Raw genomic sequence first — 20,312 nt, 5'->3', positions numbered from 1 at the left:
AGCATATCGGCTATCGTTGCTGCGTTAATGCAGCGAGTTTGCGTGGTTGCGATGCGTTTATGCATCAATGGAGGGCGGTATGAACTGGGATGACGCACGAATGTTTCTTGCGGTCTGCCGCGAGTCGACATTGCGCGGCGCCGCGCGTGTACTGGGCGTGGATCAGGCGACGGTCGGGAGACGCATCACGGCACTGGAAAAGTCGCTGGGCGCGACCCTGTTTCTGCGCACTTCCGATGGCTATGCGTTGACGGCGGTCGGTGAAGCCGCGCTCAAGTCAGTGGAAAAAATGGAGCATTCGGCGCTGGAGCTGGAGCGACGTATACAAGGCCTGGACGATCGCCTGACCGGTAGCGTGCGGGTCAGCACCACCGATTCGCTGGCCATCGATTTCCTGATTCCGGCCATTGCGCAGTTGCACGAACAGCATCCCGACGTGCGTGTGCAGCTGGACGCTTCCACGCAGCTCCTCAGCCTGGCCAAACGTGAAGCGGACATCGCCGTGCGCAACACCCGTCCCGACAACCCGGACCTGATCGCCCGGCGCATCGCGCGTTGGCCGGTGGGTTTGTTCGCCTCGCAGGCCTATGTCGACAGCCATGGCGTGCCCGCACCGGGCAGTGCGTTCGAGGGCCATGATCTGGTGGTGTACCAGCCCTATCTGCAAGGCAACAAGGACCTGACCCTGGTGACCGAGCCCGTGACTCGAGGGCGGATCGTTGCCGGTCTGAGCTCGAGCCTGCTGGTGCGACGCTCGATTGCCGCCGGGTTGGGGGTAGGAGAAATCCCGGTCTACATGGGGGAGCGCGACGGTCTGGTCAGGCTGTGGCCGGAGCGTACGCGGCCGTTTCCTTATGAGGTATGGCTGGTGACCCATGCGGATTTTCGCCATACCGCGCGGGTCAGAGCGGTGATCGAACACATTGTCGAGGCGTTCGTTCTGGAAAACGAGTAGTTCATTGATGCTGTGTAGGACGGCTACATCAGCTGACGATCTTGCCTACAACAGCGCCAGAATCCGCTGGCTTGTGAGTTTTTGGGCCCGGCCCTATCGTTTCTCACACCCGGAGTGAGCAGGTGAAACGTTCCGAGGTGATCAATCCAGGGAAGTATTGATAAACGTCAGGGGTGCGAAATTGATTGCAAGGGAATTCAGCCAATTTCAAGCAAGCGACATGGCTGGGCAAACGGATAGTACTGGGTCTATGAACTACATAACGCGAGACGAATTCAGCGCCAGGATCGAAGTCATCGAGACAAGAATCGATGCACGGATCGAGTCCATGTCCGCCAAGATCGATGGTTTTCTGACGCAGCAGGCCGAGCGGGACAAGGTGAGGCTGGAGCAGGAGCAATCTCAGGAAGCTGCTCGATTGGAGTTGGAAGCAACTCGGCTGGAGCGAGAGCGCTCTCAGGAAGAGGCTCGTCTGGAGCGAGAGCGGTCTCAGGAAAAGGTTCGACTGGAACAGGAGCAGGCTCGGAAAGAGGCTCGGCTGGAGCGAGAGAGGGCTCAGGAAGAAGTCCGCCTGACTCGGGAGCGGTATCTGGAGGACCTTCGCCAGGAGCAAGAAAGGATTCGGCTGGCAAGGGAAAAGGCCAATGAAAAAGCCTGGCTGGAGCGAGAAAAGACTGAGCAAAGAATTCGTCTGGCACAGGAAAAGGTCCATCAGGAGCGTGACAAACGTTATGCGTTGATGACGGCTCGTATGGATCGATCCCTGGAGCGTATAGACGAGGCAATGAGAATGGTCTCGACGAACAAGGCGAATTACTGGGCCGCGACCACCGTACACTTTCTGGGGATGGTTGCCATTCTCGTCGGCTCCTACTACGCGAATCAGGCAAACGTGCTCGTCACCATGCAGACAACCCTGGCAATGGTTCAATCGGTGAAAGAGGCTGGAAATCCTGCGCCGGCAGTGCTGATGACCTTGCCTGCAGAATGAAAAACGGCCTTCAACGAAGGCCGTTTTTTTTCGATGAAAAGCACCGTCTCATGGCATTTCCGGCAGTTCTTGGGGACGCAGGTCAAACACCAGGACTTCGGCATCCTGGCCATTGCTCAGTGTCAGCGCCTGTTCCTCACGAACCCTTACGCCATCGCCTTCCTTCAACTGCACGCCGTTCAGTTCAACGCTACCGCGAGCAACGTGCACATAGGCGTAGCGGTTGTCAGGCAGTTTGAGTGTGGCGCTTTCCCCGCCATCAAACAGTCCGGCATACACCCGTGCATCCTGACGCACTTTCAGCGAACCATGGGTGCCTTCGGGCGAGATGATCAGTTGCAGGCGACCACGTTTTTTCTGCGTGCTGAAGTGCTCTTGCTGGTAACGCGGTTTCGCGCCGCTGACGTCCGGCACGATCCAGATTTGCAGGAAATGCACAGGCTTGGTCGCCGAATGGTTGAACTCGCTGTGGGCCACGCCGCTGCCGGCGCTCATCAGTTGCACATCGCCGGGACGGATCACCGAACCAGTGCCAAGGGTGTCTTTGTGTTCCAGAGCACCTTCGAGCACATAAGAGAATATTTCCATGTCACGGTGTGGATGCTGGCCGAAACCTTTACCCGCAGCAACACGGTCATCATTGATCACCAGCAGATCGGAAAAACCCTGTTCCCGCGGGTCTCGGTAGCTGGCGAAGGAAAAGGTGTGGAATGACTTCAACCAGCCATGATTGGCCAGACCACGGTCGGAAGCTTTGCGAAGGGTCAGCATGATGAAATCTCCTTTCAGGACGTTGATTCGTCCGAGTGAGGAGAAGGTTACTGTCTATCTATTCGTGCAATAAGTAGATGGAAATTGAAATACTGTCTCGTTTGAGTTGACGGTTGTGGGATCGCTCGACGTTTTTTTCACCGCTTTCGCGTCCTACTTCGTGATAATGCCTCTATTTATATCTGTTCATTGATTTCAGTGATGTATCTCTATGAAAACTGTAGCGATGGTGTTGTTCCCCGAGTTTCTCCTGCTCGATATGGCCGGCCCGCTGGAAGTGTTTTCGGTTGCAAACCGCTACTTGAAAGCAACCGATCACTATCAGGTCATGACCCTCGGCACCGAGCGCGGACCGGTGCGTGCCTCCAATGGTGTGGTGGTGCACACCGACCGGCACATCGACGAGGTCGAGGACGGATTTGATCTGTTGCTGGTGCCCGGGGGACCGGGAGCCTATAACGAAAAACACCCGTCGCTGCTGGCGTGGCTGCCGGCGGCAGTCCAGCGCTGTGAGCGCTATGGTTCGATCTGCACCGGTGCTTTCGTTCTTGGTCATGCGGGCCTGCTCAAAGGTTTTCGGGCGACCACCCACTGGAATTACACCGAGCGCCTGATCAAAAGTTTTCCCGATACGTTGGTTGCGACGGATCAGATCTACGTTGAAGATCGTAATCTCATTACCTCTGGTGGTGTCACGGCCGGTATTGATATGGCACTGGCGGTGGTGGCTCGTGATCACGGTAAAAAAGTCGCACAGGATGTCGCGAAAGTGCTGCTGGTGGTAATGAAACGTCAGGGCGGCCAGGCGCAGTTCAGTCCGTTGATGGCTGCGGTGGCACCCCAGGAAACGCCGATCACCCGCGTTCAGAACCATGTGCTGGAGCACCTCGAAGAAGCGTTCACCGTTGAGCGTATGGCGGGTCTGGCGAACATGAGTGCGCGGCATTTTGCCAGGGTATTCGCTCGTGAAGTCGGTATGACGCCGATGGAATTCCTGCAGAGTGCACGCATCGATTGCGCACGCAATCTGTTGGAGACCAGCGATTTGCCACTGAAGACGGTGGCGTACAAAAGCGGTTTTGGCAGCGTACGGCACATGCGTTTTCTGTTCGGCGAAAAGCTCGGTCTGACGCCTGCGCAGTACCGGGAACAGTTCAGCTAGAGCGTTTCTGTCCGTCGAGCGCACCCGGATGTCCGTGCTGCGCCCTGCAAGGTGGTTGTACCGTCATCGAGGCCTGCCAAGATAATGGTCATGAACAACCTCAACGAGTTGCACGCAGCGTCGGTCTTGCGTTTCGGCCCCTACGCGTTTCATTTGCGCCAACGCCTGATCCTCGACGAGGATCGGCAATTGCGTATGGGGGGACGCGCGCTGGACATCCTGCAAGTACTGGTCGAGCGGGCCGGCCAGGTGGTCGACAAAGAACAATTGATTGCGTTGGTGTGGCCGACATCGGTGGTCGAAGAGATCAATCTTCGGGTACACATTGCTGCCCTGCGCCGGGCTCTCGGCGATGGCGAGAACGGTCAACGCTACATCGTCAACGTGCCTCAGCGCGGCTACAGTTTCGTGGCCCCGGTGCATCGCGACACCGACGCGCAAGTGGTATTTGAAAACCTGCAGGCGCCTCAGCACAACCTGCCTGCGAGGCTGACACCTGTCACGGGGCGCGATTCGCTGATCGGCGGTCTGGTGCGGCAACTGCCGTTGTCCCGACTGATGACGGTAACGGGGCCTGCCGGCGTCGGCAAAAGCACGGTGGCATTGCGTGCAGCCGAGTTGTTGCTGCAGCATTTTCGCGACGGTGCCTGGCAGGTAGATCTTTCGTTGTTCGACGAAAAGTCTTCGCTGATCGATCACCTGTCGCAGGTGCTTGAAACCGACTTCGCCTCACTGACTGCGCGCCATGCCTTGCTGGTGCTGGACAATTGCGACCACGTGCGAGAAACCTGCGCAGACCTGGTAGAGACATTGCTCGACGTGGCGCCGCGCCTGTCGATTCTAGTCACCAGTCGAGAAGCACTGAACCTGGACCTTGAAACCGTACAACGTCTGCCGCCCCTCGTGGTGCCGAAAAGTTCGCTGATAACCAGCGTTGACGATGCGATGGGCTATTCGGCAGTGCAACTGTTCGTCAGCCGTGCACGTACGCGACAACACGGTTTCTGTTTGCGTGAACAGGATCTCATGGCGGTGCGCGATATCTGTCGGCGCCTCGATGGCCTGCCGTTGGCGATCGAGTTGGCGGCCGCGCAGATCGACGCACTGGCGGTGGTCGGATTACAGACCCAACTGAACAATTGTCTGCAGGTCCTGAGTCACGGCCGACGCACGGCCGTACCACGTCATCAGTCGATGAAGGCAGCACTGGACTGGAGCTATCAACGCTTGAGCGATCAGGAGCAACGCGTTCTGCAACGCTTGTCGGTGTTCAAGATGGCTTTCACCCTGGACGTCGCCATTGGCGTGATCAGTTGCGTGCAATTGCCGCCTTCGACACTGGCGGCAATCGTCGAGCGGCTGGCGGCCAAATCGTTGCTCATGACGGAGCGAGCCAATGGTGCGTTGCGTTACCGGATGCTCAATACCATCCGTCGCTTTGCCCGCGAGCAACTTGAACGGGGTGGGGAGAGCAGTGAGTTCGAACATCTGCATGCACGCTACATGGGGCGTACGCGTCTGACCTCAGGCGCCCGATTGAATGCGCAACCGGTCGATCAGTGAACGCACTTTGCGCAAGTCAGGCGTGGCGTAGCCTTCGGTAAAGCGTTGGTACACGGGCGTCAGCAGATCCAGCGCTTCGCGATAGCGTGATTGTCGTTGCCACAACTGTGCCAGGGATGTGGCGCTGCGCAGTTCCCAGGCCAGAGCCCCCTGGCCGCGGGCAACCTCCAGCGCTTGCTGCAGGATGCCTTCAACCGACCGGGTGCAAGGTGATTCGGCAGCCAGCATCGTCTCGGCCCTGGCCCGCAGAACCTCCGCCGTACTCCATCCCGCCGCGCCGTTCTGCGCACGTTCCAGCAGCACATCGTCTACAAAGCCACTGTCCAGCGTCACCATGATTTCTCTGACCAGCCCGCTGTCAGCCGCAGGGACAGAGGGTGCTGCGTCGGCATCAATGACCAGCGCGTAGTGTCGGGCCCAGGTGTAGAACAACAGCACCGAATGCTTCTGGGCCTGTTCCAGCAAAAGTTGCAGCAACGCCTGTGCGTTCTGTCGATCGCCGTTGTAATGAGCGATCAGGCAGGAGGCCAGTGCCAGGGTGTAGCAGATCGAGGTGCCGTGGTTGATTTGTACGGCGATGTCCAGCGCCTGTCGCGCGGTGCGCCAGGCCTGCTCGGGAAAGCCTTGCAGCCACAGCACCCGGGCGAGGACGGTCAGAGACGCGACGCTCTGGTCATACTGCACGCCGAAACCATGGGTGAAGCGATTGAGATGACCGCTGTGGGCCATGCGTTGAATCACCTGCTCGGCGTGAATCCGTGCCTGATGCTGGTCCCCGGCGTAATGCAGGGCAAGCACTCTCAACCGGTGCGTACTCAGCGACAATTGCGCGTCACCATGAACGCCAAGACTTTCGAATTGTTCGCTCTGCTGCAGTGCCATCTGGTAATTGCCACAACTGAGATTGACCGCCATGTGTCCCGACACCGCCCGTAGTTGTCCGGCCATGTCATTGTGCTGTTGTGCCAGCAGGCGGGCACTGACAAAGGCATCGATGGTTTCGGCAGTGCCCCCCCAGGTGTGGTAACAGGCACTGCCGAGTGCCAGTTTCAAGGCAATTTGAACTCGCGGGCAGGGTTGATCCGAGGATTCGATCAACGCCAATGCCTGGCGCACATAACCGCCGTACTCCCTCAGCAGTGACAACTCTTGCCAGAGCGGTGCCGACGTTGCGGCCAGCTGTACACCCAGGTGGCGCGAGCCATCTTCGTTCAGCGTCCAGTCCAGTGCGGCGCGCAGATCCTCCAGACCTCGGGTATAGCGCTCGATCCACAGTTCGGTCGGCGTATTTTCCCAATCGGCCTGCGCCTGATGCATCAGGGTCAGGCAGCGTTCTGCGTGACGCTCACGGGTTTCGCCGAGTTCGCCTGCGTGGTCGAGTTTTTCCAGTGCATAGCGGCGAGTGGTGTCGAGCAGTCGATAGAACACTTCCTCATCACCGACCTCGACGTTGAGCAGTGATTTTGCGACCAGTTGCGAAATCGAGGGCAACACTTCATCGGGCTCGATTTCCTGGCCAACAATGACCGCCGCCGCGGAGTCCAGTGTGAAGGCCCCACGAAACACGCCCAGTCGGCGCAGACAGGTTTGCTCGCAACTGTCGAGCAAGTTGAAACTCCAGTCGAGTGTGGCGCGCAGTGTCTCGTGCCGGCCGAGGCGGGTCTGGAGGGCTCCCGGCAGTCGGCCCTGAAGCTGAGTCAGCAGACCGTCCAGCCCCAGGCTGCCCACTTGGGCGGCGGCCAGTTCCAGTGCAAGGGGGATGCCATCCAGCCGCCGGCAGATTTCGACCGCCAGCAGCAGCTCGGCATCGTTCGGATCAAAGTGTTCATGAGCCGCCGTCGCTCGCTCGACAAACAACTGCAGCGCGGAAAACTCCATAGCCTGTTTGCGATCAAGCACGGCAATCGGCGGTGGACAGTCCAGGGACTCCAGGCGCTGCACGAACTCGCCTTCTGCCCGCAGGCTTTCCCGGCTGGTCGCCAGGATATGCACGTGGGGGGCACCGCGCAGAATGCTTTCGCTGATCAGCGCCACTGCATCGATCAGGTGCTCGCAGTTGTCGATCACCAGCAACATCTGCCGCTCGCGCAGACTATTGACCAGACAGTTCAGTGGTTCGCCGGCGTGCAATGAAAAATCGAGCAGGCCGGCCAGATGCGAACAGATGGACGCCGGGTCGTTGATCGGTGCCAGATCCAGCAGGCGAATGCCGTCGCGGTAGCGGCCGATCGATTGTTCGGCAACGCGCAGTGCCACGGTGGTCTTGCCGATTCCGCCGGGGCCTACGAGGGTGATACAGCGTTGACGCGGCAGTTGTGTCAGCAGGTTTTCGACAAGAGGTTGTCGACCGATCATCCGGGTGCGGCGCAGCGGCAGGTTATGCCGACCCGTGTTGTCGGCGGCGGGACGTTGTTCGATGGATTGCAGTATCAGCGGCGCGACAAAACTGTAGCCACGCTGCGCCACGGTGACGATGTAACGCTGCCCGGCCTGACCGTCGCCGAGCGCCTTGCGCAGCGCCGCCATGTGCACCCGCAGGTTGATGTCTTCCACCACGCTGTCCGGCCAGACGCCGGCCATCAGTTGCTGCTTGCTTACGACCTCGCCGGCGCTGGCCAGCAGGATGAGCAAAATGTCCATGGCGCGCTTGCCCAGGCGTAGGGGCTGATCGCCTTCCAGCAACAGTCGCTGACCTGGATGGATCCGATAGGGGCCGAAACCGAGGGCCTGATTCGGGGAAAGACTCAACCGCTCACTCCTGTGCTGCTTTTTTAATCCTGGCCCTTTGTCGTGAAGAACGTATGACGGGCAGGGCGGACAGCGACTTGAGGGTCACGCAAGCCGTCTGATCCACGGTATCCGAGCATATTCCTCAGGATTGTGCGTCAAAGCAACCGGCGCGTAGGCCCGGTGTTTCGACATCCGTCAGTTCACCGTTGCAGCCCCACTGTATTCAAAGGCTGAAACCTCTGTCGGTTCATCCGATAGCCGGAGAAAATTAACAACGATTAACTCGTCGTGTGACCGTGCTACCCCAAGACTTCGGGGCAATGGAATGCATACGTCCGGAGGACGCTGCAATGAGCAAGGTAGTGGTGGTCTATCACAGTGGCTACGGGCACACCCGAGTCATGGCCGACGCGGTGGCCCAGGGCGTGGAGCGCCATTCGGACAGCACCTGTCGGTTGATAGCGGTGGAGGAAGTGGAGGCGTATTGGGAGGTTCTGCACCGCGCCGACGCGATCATTTTCGGCGCGCCGACCTACATGGGCAGTGCGTCGGCGGCCTTCAAGCAATTCATGGAGGCCACCGCGCCTTTCTATCTGGCCAGGCCCTGGCGCAACAAGCTTGCGGCGGGATTCACCAACTCCGGCAACCTGTGCGGCGACAAACTCAACACATTGCTGCAAATGGCCGTGTTCGCCGCTCAGCACTCGATGATCTGGGTCGGTCTTGACCTGCTGCCACCACGCGCTTTCGACGGAACATTTGACGGTCAGTTGAACCGTCTCGGCAGCTCGCTGGGTGCCATGTCTCAATCCGGAGTCGAACAGCCGCCGGGGCAATCGCCGCCCATCGAGGATCGGCTGACCGCCGCGCATCTGGGTGAGCGCGTGGCACGCCTGGCTGAACGGTTGGTCGAGCGTTGACAGCGGTTCAACGGCTTTTCATGACCTGACAGCGCCACGCAAACGGATTGATCCCTTCGCTGCGGGTGAAGATATGGCAGAAGTGCGCCTGATCGCAGAAGCCGCATTCCACGCTGATTTGCGTGAGGCTGTGGTTGGTGTGCTGGATCAGCAGCTTGGCCCGGGCAATACGCTGGGTACGGATCCAGTCTTGCGGCGAATACCCGGTGCTGCACTTGAACGCCCGGGAAAAATGGCTGCGTGACAGCGAGCAGGCGCGGGCCAGCTCGGTGACTTCGAGGCTGTCGCCCAGGCGTTCCAGAATCAGTTGTTTCACCAGCCGCTCCCGCTGCGGGCTGAGGCCGCCCGTACCGGTTCTGCGTGGTTCGATGGCAGGAGCGAGGGCGACGGTTTGCTGTGAATGAGCCATGGCCAGGGTCCGTGTCGGGGGGAATGCGCTGTCGAGCGTTCCCTTGGTTCAAAAAACAACGCTGCGCAGAGGGTTTCATTGTTCGGCGAGGGGCGAGGGCTGACGAGTTAAACGTTGTTAATTACGCTGGCGGAACCTGAACTCAGCACACCGCTGCAAGTCCTCGTGGCGCAGGGCAGGCAGGATGACAAGGACGGGCGGGCCATTGGGGGCCGCAGTTTCGGGCTCGACCAAGGGGATACGCATGAAAGGATTGTTCAGTGCAGCGACTGGCCTGGCGCTCGCCGGTGCGATGACCAGTGCCATGGCGCATGCACCACAGGTCGGTGCGCAGGCACCCGGTTATTTCCGACTGGCGTTGGGCGATTACGAAGTCACGGCGCTATTTGACGGTTACAACGATCTGTCGCCGAAACTGTTACAGGGCATGAGCCAGAGTCAGATCCGTGCACTGCTGGCCCGTCGCTCGATTGAAACGCCGGGTGTGCAGACTGCGTTCAACGCCTTTCTGGTCAACACCGGCAAGCAACTGATTCTGGTCGATACCGGTGCGGGGCAGTGCATCGGCGCCACCGCCGGCCAGCTCTCGGCAAACATGCAGGCCGCCGGATACAAACCTGAACAGGTCGATGCGATTCTGCTGACCCATCTGCACCTGGATCACGTTTGTGGACTGGTCGACGGCCAGCAACAGCCGATCTTTGCCAACGCTACGGTCTACGCCGCCAAGGCTGAAGCCGACTACTGGCTCGATCCGCAGGCAATGGCCAAGGTCCCGGCCGGCGCCCGGGAATTCTTCAAGATCGCTCAGGACTCCACCGCGCCCTATAGAGCCGCCGGGCGGTTCAAGACTTTCTCCGCTGGCGAGTCGCCGCTGCCGGGGCTGGTCGAGGCCACGCTTGAAGCTGGGCACACGCCGGGCAGCACGACCTACCGCTTTACCTCGCAGAACCAGAGCATCGTGTTCATGGGCGATCTGGTGCACAACCTCGCAGTACAGTTCGATCATCCCGAAGTGTCGATCAGTTTCGACGTCAACAATCAGCAAGCGATCAAAAGCCGCAACGCGGTGTTCAGTGCAGCGGCGGCGAGCAAAACCTGGGTGACGGCCGCGCATTTGCCGTTTCCGGGTATCGGCCACATCACCACCGTGGAAAAACATTTCCAGTGGGTACCGGTGGAATACGGCCCATACAAACGCGCGGCCAAAGTGCCGCTGATCGAGTAAAGTGCCCAGCTCCCACGTCAGGCTAAAACAAGGAAAACGTGCCCAATGAACCGTAACGATCTGCGCCGCGTCGACATGAACCTGTTGGTGATTTTCGAAGCGCTGATGTTCGAGAAGAACCTGACCCGCGTCGCCGAAAAACTGTTCATGGGTCAGCCGGCGGTCAGTGCCGCGTTGGGCCGTCTGCGCGATCTGTTCGACGATCCGTTGCTGTTGCGCAATGGTCGGGGCATGGAGCCGACGGCGCGGGCACTGGCGATTCTGCAGGAGCTGCAACCGGCGATGGACGTGATTTCCGGCGCGGTCAGCCGGGCCAAGGAATTCGATCCGGCCACCAGTTGCGACGTGTTTCGCATCGGCCTGTCGGACGACGCCGAGTTCGGTCTGTTTCCACCGCTGCTTCGTCAGTTGCAGGAGGAGGCGCCGGGGATTGTCGTGGTGGTACGTCGCGCCAATTACCTGTTGATGCCGGGTCTGCTGGCGTCGGGGGAAATCTCGGTCGGCGTGAGCTACACCACCGACCTGCCAGCGAACGCCAAGCGCAAGAAACTGCGCGATATTCCCTGCAAGGTTCTGCGCGGCGATAACCGCCCAGGCCCGCTGACCCTCGACGAATACTGCGAACGTCCCCATGCGATGGTGTCGTTCTCCGGTGACCTGAGCGGCAACATCGACATGGACCTGGCCAAGGTCGGCCGCAGTCGCCGGGTGGTGCTTGGCGTGCCACAGTTCAGCGGTTTGCGCGCCTTGCTGGCGGGCACCGAGATGATCGCCACCGTTCCGGATTACGCAGCCTGCGCACTGGTCGAAGGTTGCGCGTTGCGGGCTGAGGATCCTCCGTTTCCGATTGATGCGGCGCAACTGTCGATGGCCTGGAGCGGGGTGCATGACAACGACCCGGCGGAGAAATGGCTGCGGTCGCGGATCAGTCAGTTCATGTCGGTGTCGCTGGATATTCCGGTGGTTTAGTGCGGTGTTGAAAGGTGTTTATGGTTACGTCCGGTAAGCCACAACGCCTTGCGCCTTTGCCTACGTGTACGCCAGAATCCGCCGGCTTGTGCGCCTTGTAGCTGGGTCTTATCGTTTCCGGGTCGCTGACGAATCAGCGATCGGGTCTCGCAGCCCGCGATCTCTGGACGCACAACATCCTCCGGTTTTATGGCGGCTGTACGTGGGAGACCCTCGGGTCTGCCGGTTCTAGAGTCCCGGTCTGCGACCCGCGTATGGCTGCCACCCCTTCGTATCGCAGCGAATCGTGGCAGCTCAATGACTCTGGAGATGCAACCATGATCAAACCCACGCCTAACCCGCCTGAAACCGACACAACCTCGCCCTACGAAACCCTCGATTCCAAGAAATTCCACGAAGCCGCCGAGCGCGCCCTCGATCATTACCTCAATCCTCTGCTCCCCAGAAAACCGCTGCTCAAACCCAATACCCGCTACCTCATCGCTCCCGGCATCGACAGCGAAGAACTGCTGGCCGACGCCTGCGAAACCCTGACCTCGGCCAAAATCATCGCTACCGACTTCGCCGGGCTGGTAGATGGCTCGCATCGGCATGTGCTGCTGGGGATTGCGCAGTTGATCATGTTGGGTGAACTGGCTGTAAACCGGGCGCTGGATAATCTGGAACTGAAGGCTGAGGCGCCCGCTGTAGCCTGATCACCTGATCGATCCAGAGCAAAGAGAGCACACCCATCCAATTTCCCCTTGATCAATCGTTGCACTATTCCCTGCAATGATTGATCAAGGATGGGCCCATGAACGCGGCACAACGCAATGACCATGCGCAAAATCTCGGCCTGCTGTTCCTGCGGATCACTGGCGGATTGTTTCTGCTGTTCGTCCACGGCTTACCCAAGCTGCTGGACTTCACCGCGCAGTTGCAACTGATCGAAGACCCGTTCCACCTCGGTGCCCACCTTACTTTGATTCTGGCGATCTTCGCCGAAGTCCTCTGTCCGCTGCTGATCGTCGCCGGGTTACTGGTGAGATTGGCGTGCTTGCCTATTCTGTTTGTGCTGCTGGTAGCGCTGTTGCTCGTGCATCCGCAATGGAGTGTGGCCGAAGGGCAGTTCGGCTGGTTGCTGTTGATTCTGTTCACCACTGTTCTGATCGCCGGGCCCGGACGGCTGGCGCTCAATGTTCGTTTGCCCGGAGTGCTCCGTTATGCCTGATACCCAGTCCCTGAAAAAACCGGGAGCCGATGAAACCGTGACGCTGATCGTCAAGCATCGGGTCAAGGCCGGTTTTGAACAGCCATACGAAGCCTGGCTGCGCAACATCGTCAGTGTGGCGGGTCGCGAGGAAGGGCACTTGGGCGTGGACGTGATGCGCAGCCAGCAAGGCGGGCTCGCATTGTTCACCTGCGTGCTGCGCTATTGCTCGACCGACGCCATGCAGCGCTGGCTCGATTCGCCGCAGCGTCAGAAGCTGATCGATGAAGCCGCGCCGATGCTCGCCGATGGCGACCAGACCGAAGTCAATGTGGCCAACGAATTCTGGTTCACGCCGACGGCCGAGGCCGGATCGCCGCCACCACGCTGGAAGCAGGCAGTGGTGACGCTGCTGGTGATTTTGCCGCACACCTTGCTGGTGCCGTTGATCTGGGGCCCGCTGCTGCAACTCAACGCGTTTCTTTCCAACTACGTGGTCGCCACGTTCCTGATCACGCTGACCATCGTGCTGTCGGTGGTCTACGTGTTCATGCCACCCGTGACCCGTCTTTTCGCGCCGTGGCTGGAAGCCGGTCAGTCACACAAACACCACGAATCCAATGCCAATCAGCCGCGCTGAAGCGGCGGATCCGGGCTCCGTTTCACTTATCTCGAAGGAACTGCGATGAACGCCGATCTGATTCTTTTCAATGGCCAATTTCATACGGTAGACCGCGAAAAACCGCTCGCCAGCGCCGTGGCGATCAAGGACGGGCGCTTCGTCGCCGTCGGTAACGATGCCGAGGCAATGGCGCTCAAAGGTGCCGGCACTCAAGTGGTCGACCTCAAGGGTAGCTGCGTGATTCCCGGCCTCAACGACTCGCACTTGCACCTGATTCGTGGCGGTCTGAACTACAACCTCGAACTGCGCTGGGAAGGCGTGCCGTCGCTGGCCGATGCGCTGCGCATGCTCAAGGATCAGGCCGACCGTACACCGACCCCGCAATGGGTGCGCGTGGTCGGTGGCTGGAACGAATTCCAGTTCGCCGAAAAGCGCATGCCGACCCTCGAAGAAATCAACCAGGCAGCGCCGGACACCCCGGTATTCATCCTGCACCTGTACGACCGCGCGCTGCTTAACCGCGCCGCGTTGCGCGTCGCCGGCTACACCCGCGACACGCCGAACCCGCCGGGCGGCGAGATCGTGCGTGATGCCAACGGCAACCCGACCGGCATGCTGGTGGCGCGGCCGAACGCGATGATTCTGTACTCGACGCTGGCCAAGGGGCCGAAGCTGCCGCTGGAATATCAGGTCAACTCGACCCGCCAGTTCATGCGCGAACTCAATCGCCTCGGCCTGACCAGCGCCATCGATGCCGGCGGTGGTTTCCAGAACTACCCGGACGATTATCAGGTGATCGAACAACTGGCAAAAGACGACCAGTTGACCGTGCGCATCGCCTACAACCTGTTCACCCAGAAGCCGAAAGAAGAGCTGACCGATTTCCAGAACTGGACCGGCAGCGTCAAGTTGCATCAGGGCGATGACTTCCTGCGCCACAACGGCGCCGGCGAGATGCTGGTGTTCTCGGCAGCGGACTTCGAAGACTTCCTCGAACCGCGCCCGGACTTGCCGCAGACCATGGAACAGGAGCTGGAGCCGGTGGTGCGCCACCTGGTCGAACAGCGCTGGCCGTTCCGTCTGCACGCCACCTACAACGAATCGATCAGCCGCATGCTCGATGTGTTCGAGAAGGTCAATCGCGACATTCCGTTCAACGGTTTGCCGTGGTTCTTTGACCACGCCGAAACCATCACCCCGCAGAACATCGAGCGGGTGAGGGCGCTGGGTGGTGGTATCGCGATTCAGGACCGGATGGCGTTCCAGGGCGAATACTTCGTCGACCGCTATGGCAAGCAAGCCGCCGAAGCCACGCCACCGATCAAACGCATGCTTGCCGAAGGCGTACCGGTCGGCGCCGGCACCGACGCCACTCGGGTTTCCAGCTACAACCCGTGGACTTCGCTGTACTGGATGGTCAGCGGTCGCACCGTGGGCGGTCTGGCGCTGTACGAAGAAGGTTTGCCACGCACCACCGCGCTGGAACTGTTCACCCACGGCAGCGCCTGGTTCTCGTCCGAGCAGGGCAAGAAGGGCCAGATCAGAGTCGGGCAACTGGCGGACCTGGCGGCACTGAGCGCGGACTTCTTCAGTGTCGAGGAAGAAGCAATCAAGTGGATCGAGTCGGTACTGACCGTGGTCGGCGGCAAGATCGTGTACGCCGCCGGCGACTTCGAAAAACTCGGCCCGGCCAGCGTGCCGGTACTGCCGGACTGGTCGCCGGTAGTGAAAGTCCCGGGTCACTGGCGCCCGAATTCGCCGTTGCAGGCCCAGGTGCATCAGTGCAGCGGTCCGTGTGGTGTGCACTCGCACAGCCATGAAAAGGCCCGTCTGTCGAACGCACCGGTCAGCGACTTCGCCGGTTTCTGGGGCGCGTTCGGCTGTTCCTGCTTCGCTTTCTGATTCCGTTGAAAAAGCGCCGGTCGTCGTGACCGGCGCTCCCCGCAAAACCCATCCATCGAGGAGTTTCACATGAGCAACGTTCCTTACAGCCGCCTGAACAAAGACGATGCCGTTGTGCTGTTGGTCGACCACCAGACCGGTCTGATCTCGCTGGTGCAGGATTTCTCGCCGAACGAGTTCAAGAACAACGTGCTGGCACTGGGCGACATCGCCAAGTTCTTCAACCTGCCAACCATCCTCACCACCAGTTTCGACAGCGGCCCGAACGGCCCGATCGTGCCTGAGCTGAAAGAGCAATTCCCGGACGCACCGTTCATTGCCCGTCCTGGCCAGATCAATGCCTGGGACAACGAAGACTTCGTCAAGGCCATCAAGGCCACCGGCCGCAAGCAACTGATCATCGCCGGTGTGGTGACTGATGTTTGCGTAGCGTTCCCGACCCTGTCGGCCATCGCTGAAGGCTTCGAAGTGTTCGTGGTGACCGACGCTTCCGGCACCTTCAACACCACCGTGCAGCAGGCTGCCTGGGCGCGTATGTCGGCTGCCGGCGCACACCTGCTGAACTGGTTCGCCGTGGCTTGCGAGCTGCAAGTCGACTGGCGCAACGACATGGAAGGCCTGGCGAATCTGCTGTCCCAGCGTCTGCCGAACTATCGCAACCTGATCAACAGCTATACCAAGTTCACTGCCAAGTAAGCTTGTAACGAAGAGGCCCGCCAAAGTGGCGGGCCTCTTTTTGTCTTCTGAAAAGGGCTCAGCGTTTTTGCAACCAGCCCAGGAATCCACCTTTCCTCACTGGTGCAGGCTTGGCCATCAACGCCATCCGACTGTTCTGCTGCCTTACCGCCTGCAGTTTATTCAACGCCCGACCCACTTCACTGCGCTGTTCCATGCACTGGCGAGTCAGGTTCTTGTCGAGGCGATAAATGATCGACGACGTCAGCGCGGTGAATGTCGCCTGCGAAGGCGTATCGGCCAGGATGCTCTGCTCACCCATCACCTCACTCGGCCCCATGCGTCCGGCCTCGGTGAATCCATTGCCGTCCGGCACGCTGGCGCTGACCACGCCGGTGGCGATCACGAACAGACTGTCCGGCACTTCCTCCAGATCAAGCACTACCTGCCCGGCGCTGTATTGCTGCGCGACCATCGATTCGGCGAGGCGATCCCGTTCTTCATGACTCAACGAGCGGAAGATTTTTACTTCATCGAGCAACGCGCGAGCGCGGGTCGAAGGTTCGATCACGCCGTCCGGGTGCCGCGAGATGCCGGCTGCTTCGAGATGGCGGTGGGCGAGGTCGAACAGTTGATTACGCACTTCGCTTTTCTTGCCCAGTTCGGCGATGAACCCACTGGCTACGTATTCCGACATTTCTTCGCCGGCCTCTTTCAGCACCACTTTAGGCGCAGGCGAGAGCAACAGGCTGCTGCTGCCTTGCAACGTGCGGTCGAGTGCATCAAGCACCCGGCGCGGGCGGATGTGGTTCGGCACCTTGATGCTGATCGATACGCCGTGCAGGTTGTTCGGGCGGCTGAGGTTGACGATCTTGGCCTTGGCCGCCACCGAGTTCGGCACCACGGCCAGGGTGCCGGTGCTGGTCAGCAGGTGCGTGGCGCGCCAGTTGATGTCGAGCACCTTGCCTTCGACGCCGTCGATGACCACCAGATCGTCGACCTGATACGGCTTGGTGGTGTTGAGCACGATGCCGGAAAACACGTCGGCCAAGGTGCTTTGCAGCGCCAGACCGATGACGATGGCCACCACGCCGGAGGTCGCAAGCAGGCCTTTGACCGGCAGATCCAGCACATAACCGGCGGCTGCAACGATGGCCGCCAGAAACACCAGCGCGCCGATCACGTCCTGCAGCAGACGGCCGCTGTGGCCGATGCGGCGCATCAGGATCAGGCCGATGACTTCGGTCAGCACCCGCGCGGCGTACAGCCACCAGAGAATCCCCAGTGCCGTCGCCCCGAGTTGCGCCACCGGGTCATCGGCGAACACTGGCGCCTGCAACGGGCTGACACCGGCGTTGATGGCCAGCGCGTTGAAGGACAGAAACAGCACCAGTCGCACACCAACCCTCGGAGCGCGGTGGCGGAACGGCGCGAGGTGCCAGAGCAGGGTATCGAGCACCAGCAGCAGGGCGCTCCAGGACAGCAGGTGGGCAGAAAAAAGGCTCATGGGATGAACTCCGGCGGGCACAAAAGAAAACGCCACACCCGAAGGTGTGGCGAGGGGTTGCACTCAGTTCAGATGGGTCTTGAGTTCCGCCGCGGCCTGGCGCACGGCGGCTTTCACTTCAGGAATCCCGTTCAGCGGGTTGAGCAGGCCGAAGTCGTGAATCATCCCGTTGTAGCGCACCGAGGTCACCGGCACACCGGCGGCGTCGAGGTGGCGGGCGTAGCCTTCGCCTTCGTCACGCAGCACGTCGAACTCGGCGGTCTGCACCAGCGCAGCGGGCAGGCCCTTGAGCTGTTCGGCGCTGGCGTTGAGCGGAGACGCATGGATCTGTGCACGCTCGGCCGGATTGGTGGTGTAGTTGTCCCAGAACCACTGCATCATGCCCTTGGTCAGGAAGTGCCCTTCGGCGAATTGCTGGTACGAGCCATTATCGAACCCGGCGTTGGTCACCGGCCACATCAGCAACTGGAAGCGCAGGGCCGGGGTTTTCTGTTCCTTGGCCATCAGTGCCACGACCGCCGCCATGTTGCCGCCGACGCTGTTGCCGGCCACCGCCAGACGCTTGCCGTCGACCCCGATGTCCTTGCCGTGCTCGGCCACCCATTTGGTTGCCGCGTAAGCCTGATTGATCGCGGTCGGGTACTGCGCTTCCGGCGACGGCGTGTAATCGACATACACCGCAACCGCGCCAGAGCCCACCACCAGATCACGGATCAGGCGTTGGTGCGTCGGGAAGTCACCCAGCACCCAGCCGCCACCGTGGAAGAACATGAACACCGGCAGCTCGCCCTTGACCTTGGCCGGACGCACCACTTTCAGGTTGATGGTCTGGCCATCGACCTTGATCGCCTTGTCGCTGACTTCAACGCCGGACAGGTCAACCTTCACCGAAGCCTGGGCGCCGGTCAGCACCGCACGGGCGTCTTTCGGGCTCAGTTGCTCCAGCGGTTTGCCACCACCGGCGGCGAGGGCGTCGAGGAAGGCCTGGGTGTTGTGTTCGACGCCAGTGCCTTCAGCGGCGAATGCGTTGCCGATGGACAGGGCGAGGAGGGAAGCGGCGAGGGTTTTCTTGATGTTCATGTGCAATTCCTTTTTAAGTCGTTTGAGTTTTTGTATGCCTTGGGATCGGGCTGCTGTGGCGCTGGGCTTCAGGCCTCAGCAACACCGTGAGCACAGATTAAAGAGATGCCGGAAAGTGAAAAAGCGGCTATAAAGCGTTTGACTGTCAACCAGAGAGTGACAATGAACCCGTTCGAAGACATGCGTATTTTTTGCCAGGTGATGGACTCCGGCAGCTTCACGGCGGCGGCCGATCAGTTGGGCCTGTCCAAACAGTTCGTCAGCCGACGCTTGATGCAGCTGGAGGAGCGCCTCGGTGTGCGACTACTCAACCGCTCAACCCGACGGTTGGATGTCACACCTCTGGGCCAGAGCTATTACGAATCGGCGCTACGGTTGCTTGGTGAGGTGGAATCGGTAGAGCAGGGCATCGCCGGGCAGACCGCCGAGCCGCGCGGGGCGATTCGCGTGAGTGCGCCGCTGTCGTTTGCGCTGGCGCATCTGGGCTGCCTGCTGCCGCCGTTTCTGCAGCGTTATCGCGAGGTCACGGTGGAAGTGGACCTGAGTGATCGGCCGGTGGATCTGCTGGGTGAGGGCTACGACCTGGCGCTGCGCATCGGTGTGCTGGAGGACTCGACCCTGATCGCCCGACGCATAGCGTCCATCGAACGGGTTTACTGCGCCAGTCCCGCGTATCTGTCCGAACGCGGTACACCGCTGAAACCGGAGGATTTGCTTGAGCATGACTGTCTGCCGTACGGGCACGGACGTTCAGTGCAATGGCGGTTCAACGCGGGGCAGGGCAAGCCGCTGCTGGTGAATGTCACCGGGCGGATGCGGGTCAACAACGGCGAATTGCTGCGGGATGCGGCGGTGGCGGGGATGGGGATTACCTATTTGCCGACGTTCATTGTCGGCGCTGCGCTGAAGGAAGGGCGGCTGGTGCCGGTGCTGGATGAGTTTCGCCCGGAGCCGCTGACGCTGTCGGCGGTGTATCCGCAGCATCGTCAGGCGTCGCGGCCGGTGCAGGCGTTGATCGAGTTTTTGCGTGAGCGGCTGGATAAGGCACAAGCGATTTTGTAGCCGCTCAAAGACTCAGTAGCCGATAACTGTGGGAGCGAGCTTGCTCGCGAAAGCTTTCTGTCTGCCAGCGAAGAGGTTGTGTGTGCCGACGCCTTCGCGAGCAAGCTCGCTCCCACAGGTGGTGTGTTTCAACGTGAGTCAGTTGGCGCGCTTGTCATCGCCAGGCTCGCCACCGACATGTACGCCGCGATCATCACCGGGCTCGCCCGCGGCATGCAGGCCTCGGTCATCACCGATTTCGCCGGCGCGATGTACGCCATGGTCATCACCGATTTCACCAGCGCGGTGTACGCCATGGTCGTCACCGATTTCACCAGCGCGATGCACGCCATGGTCATCACCGATTTCGCCGGCACGATGCACGCCGTGGTCGTCACCTGGTTCGGAGTGAGTGCCGTTGCGGCCCGAAGACGCCGTGTTGCCGGAATGGCCCGAACCGTGGTCGCTGCCGCTGTGGCCACTGTTGCCGCCGCCACTGCCGCTGTTGCCGCCACTGCCGCTGCCACCGTGACTGCCGCCGTTACCGCCGTTACCGCCGCTGTCTCTTATACACATCTGACGCTGCCGACGACTAGTC

General features: G+C 60.5%; 18 protein-coding genes and 1 pseudogene. 13 read left to right on the top strand and 6 right to left on the bottom strand.

Going from position 1 to position 20,312, the window contains the following annotated elements; genetic code table 11:
• Positions 1-79: 79 nt before the first annotated feature.
• Together N8H71_RS14255 and N8H71_RS14250 are read left to right on the top strand one after the other, a co-directional pair.
• Positions 80-955 (top strand): LysR family transcriptional regulator, encoded by an 876-nt coding sequence (locus tag N8H71_RS14255; protein ID WP_262194485.1) that lies wholly within the window; start codon positions 80-82, stop codon positions 953-955.
• A gap of 328 nt (positions 956-1,283) precedes the next feature.
• Complete coding sequence (locus tag N8H71_RS14250; protein ID WP_262194484.1) at positions 1,284-1,946, top strand: hypothetical protein; 663 nt, start codon at positions 1,284-1,286, stop codon at positions 1,944-1,946.
• A 48-nt stretch (positions 1,947-1,994) separates the two neighbouring features.
• Here N8H71_RS14250 and N8H71_RS14245 read toward each other — a convergent pair whose 3' ends face one another.
• Positions 1,995-2,717 carry a pirin family protein gene (locus N8H71_RS14245; protein WP_262194483.1) on the bottom strand — a complete coding sequence of 241 codons (723 nt, stop codon included), beginning with the start codon at positions 2,715-2,717 and terminating at the stop codon, positions 1,995-1,997.
• 211 nt (positions 2,718-2,928) lie between these two features.
• On the opposite strand from N8H71_RS14245, the gene N8H71_RS14240 reads away from it, so the two are divergent.
• Together N8H71_RS14240 and N8H71_RS14235 are read left to right on the top strand one after the other, a co-directional pair.
• Entirely contained in the window at positions 2,929-3,879 is a 951-nt protein-coding gene (locus N8H71_RS14240; protein WP_262194482.1) for a GlxA family transcriptional regulator, read from the top strand.
• 90 nt (positions 3,880-3,969) lie between these two features.
• Positions 3,970-5,442: an ATP-binding protein gene (locus N8H71_RS14235; protein WP_262194481.1), complete on the top strand. Its 1,473-nt coding sequence runs from the start codon at positions 3,970-3,972 to the stop codon at positions 5,440-5,442.
• Here the strand turns inward: N8H71_RS14235 and N8H71_RS14230 are convergent.
• Complete coding sequence (locus tag N8H71_RS14230) at positions 5,404-8,190, bottom strand: ATP-binding protein (protein WP_262194480.1); 2,787 nt, start codon at positions 8,188-8,190, stop codon at positions 5,404-5,406. The genes N8H71_RS14235 and N8H71_RS14230 overlap by 39 nt on opposite strands.
• A gap of 332 nt (positions 8,191-8,522) precedes the next feature.
• Between N8H71_RS14230 and N8H71_RS14225 the strand changes: the two genes are divergently transcribed.
• Positions 8,523-9,092, top strand: a complete 570-nt coding sequence (locus N8H71_RS14225) for a flavodoxin family protein (RefSeq protein ID WP_262194479.1) — start codon at positions 8,523-8,525, stop codon at positions 9,090-9,092.
• Between the two features lie 7 nt (positions 9,093-9,099).
• Here N8H71_RS14225 and N8H71_RS14220 read toward each other — a convergent pair whose 3' ends face one another.
• Entirely contained in the window at positions 9,100-9,501 is a 402-nt protein-coding gene (locus N8H71_RS14220; RefSeq protein ID WP_262194477.1) for a helix-turn-helix domain-containing protein, read from the bottom strand.
• Between the two features lie 244 nt (positions 9,502-9,745).
• Here N8H71_RS14220 and N8H71_RS14215 point away from each other — a divergent pair, with 244 nt between their 5' ends.
• The 7 genes from N8H71_RS14215 (at position 9,746) to ycaC (ending at position 16,107) form a co-directional block, all read left to right on the top strand.
• The gene (locus tag N8H71_RS14215; RefSeq protein WP_262194476.1) at positions 9,746-10,729 is read left to right on the top strand and encodes an MBL fold metallo-hydrolase; all 984 of its coding nucleotides are present in this window, start codon (positions 9,746-9,748) and stop codon (positions 10,727-10,729) included.
• A 45-nt stretch (positions 10,730-10,774) separates the two neighbouring features.
• Complete coding sequence (locus N8H71_RS14210) at positions 10,775-11,698, top strand: LysR family transcriptional regulator (protein WP_262194475.1); 924 nt, start codon at positions 10,775-10,777, stop codon at positions 11,696-11,698.
• A gap of 317 nt (positions 11,699-12,015) precedes the next feature.
• Positions 12,016-12,393: a DUF6124 family protein gene (locus N8H71_RS14205; protein ID WP_262194473.1), complete on the top strand. Its 378-nt coding sequence runs from the start codon at positions 12,016-12,018 to the stop codon at positions 12,391-12,393.
• 98 nt (positions 12,394-12,491) lie between these two features.
• A complete protein-coding gene (locus N8H71_RS14200; protein ID WP_262194472.1) occupies positions 12,492-12,908 on the top strand; it encodes a DoxX family protein in 417 nt (138 codons plus the stop codon).
• Entirely contained in the window at positions 12,901-13,527 is a 627-nt protein-coding gene (locus N8H71_RS14195; RefSeq protein WP_262194471.1) for an antibiotic biosynthesis monooxygenase, read from the top strand. Before N8H71_RS14200 ends, N8H71_RS14195 begins: the two co-directional genes overlap by 8 nt.
• 45 nt (positions 13,528-13,572) lie before the next feature.
• Complete coding sequence (locus tag N8H71_RS14190; RefSeq protein WP_262194470.1) at positions 13,573-15,411, top strand: amidohydrolase; 1,839 nt, start codon at positions 13,573-13,575, stop codon at positions 15,409-15,411.
• A 69-nt stretch (positions 15,412-15,480) separates the two neighbouring features.
• Positions 15,481-16,107 (top strand): isochorismate family cysteine hydrolase YcaC, encoded by a 627-nt coding sequence (gene ycaC, locus N8H71_RS14185; RefSeq protein ID WP_085612768.1) that lies wholly within the window; start codon positions 15,481-15,483, stop codon positions 16,105-16,107.
• A gap of 58 nt (positions 16,108-16,165) precedes the next feature.
• Here ycaC and N8H71_RS14180 read toward each other — a convergent pair whose 3' ends face one another.
• Positions 16,166-17,593 (bottom strand): mechanosensitive ion channel family protein, encoded by a 1,428-nt coding sequence (locus N8H71_RS14180; protein WP_262194469.1) that lies wholly within the window; start codon positions 17,591-17,593, stop codon positions 16,166-16,168.
• A gap of 63 nt (positions 17,594-17,656) precedes the next feature.
• Positions 17,657-18,673 carry an alpha/beta hydrolase gene (locus N8H71_RS14175; protein ID WP_085712057.1) on the bottom strand — a complete coding sequence of 339 codons (1,017 nt, stop codon included), beginning with the start codon at positions 18,671-18,673 and terminating at the stop codon, positions 17,657-17,659.
• Positions 18,674-18,835: 162 nt separating this feature from the next.
• Between N8H71_RS14175 and N8H71_RS14170 the strand changes: the two genes are divergently transcribed.
• On the top strand, positions 18,836-19,735 hold the full coding sequence (locus N8H71_RS14170) for a LysR family transcriptional regulator (protein ID WP_262194467.1): 900 nt from the start codon (positions 18,836-18,838) through the stop codon (positions 19,733-19,735).
• Between the two features lie 138 nt (positions 19,736-19,873).
• On the opposite strand, the pseudogene N8H71_RS14165 reads toward N8H71_RS14170, so the two are convergent.
• A pseudogene (locus tag N8H71_RS14165) lies at positions 19,874-20,312 on the bottom strand (hypothetical protein); the annotation flags it as partial.

The sequence above is a fragment of the Pseudomonas koreensis genome, assembly GCF_025447595.1.
Classification (GTDB): Bacteria; Pseudomonadota; Gammaproteobacteria; order Pseudomonadales; family Pseudomonadaceae; genus Aquipseudomonas; species Aquipseudomonas koreensis_H.
This window is presented reverse-complemented; position numbering and strand designations above follow the sequence as displayed.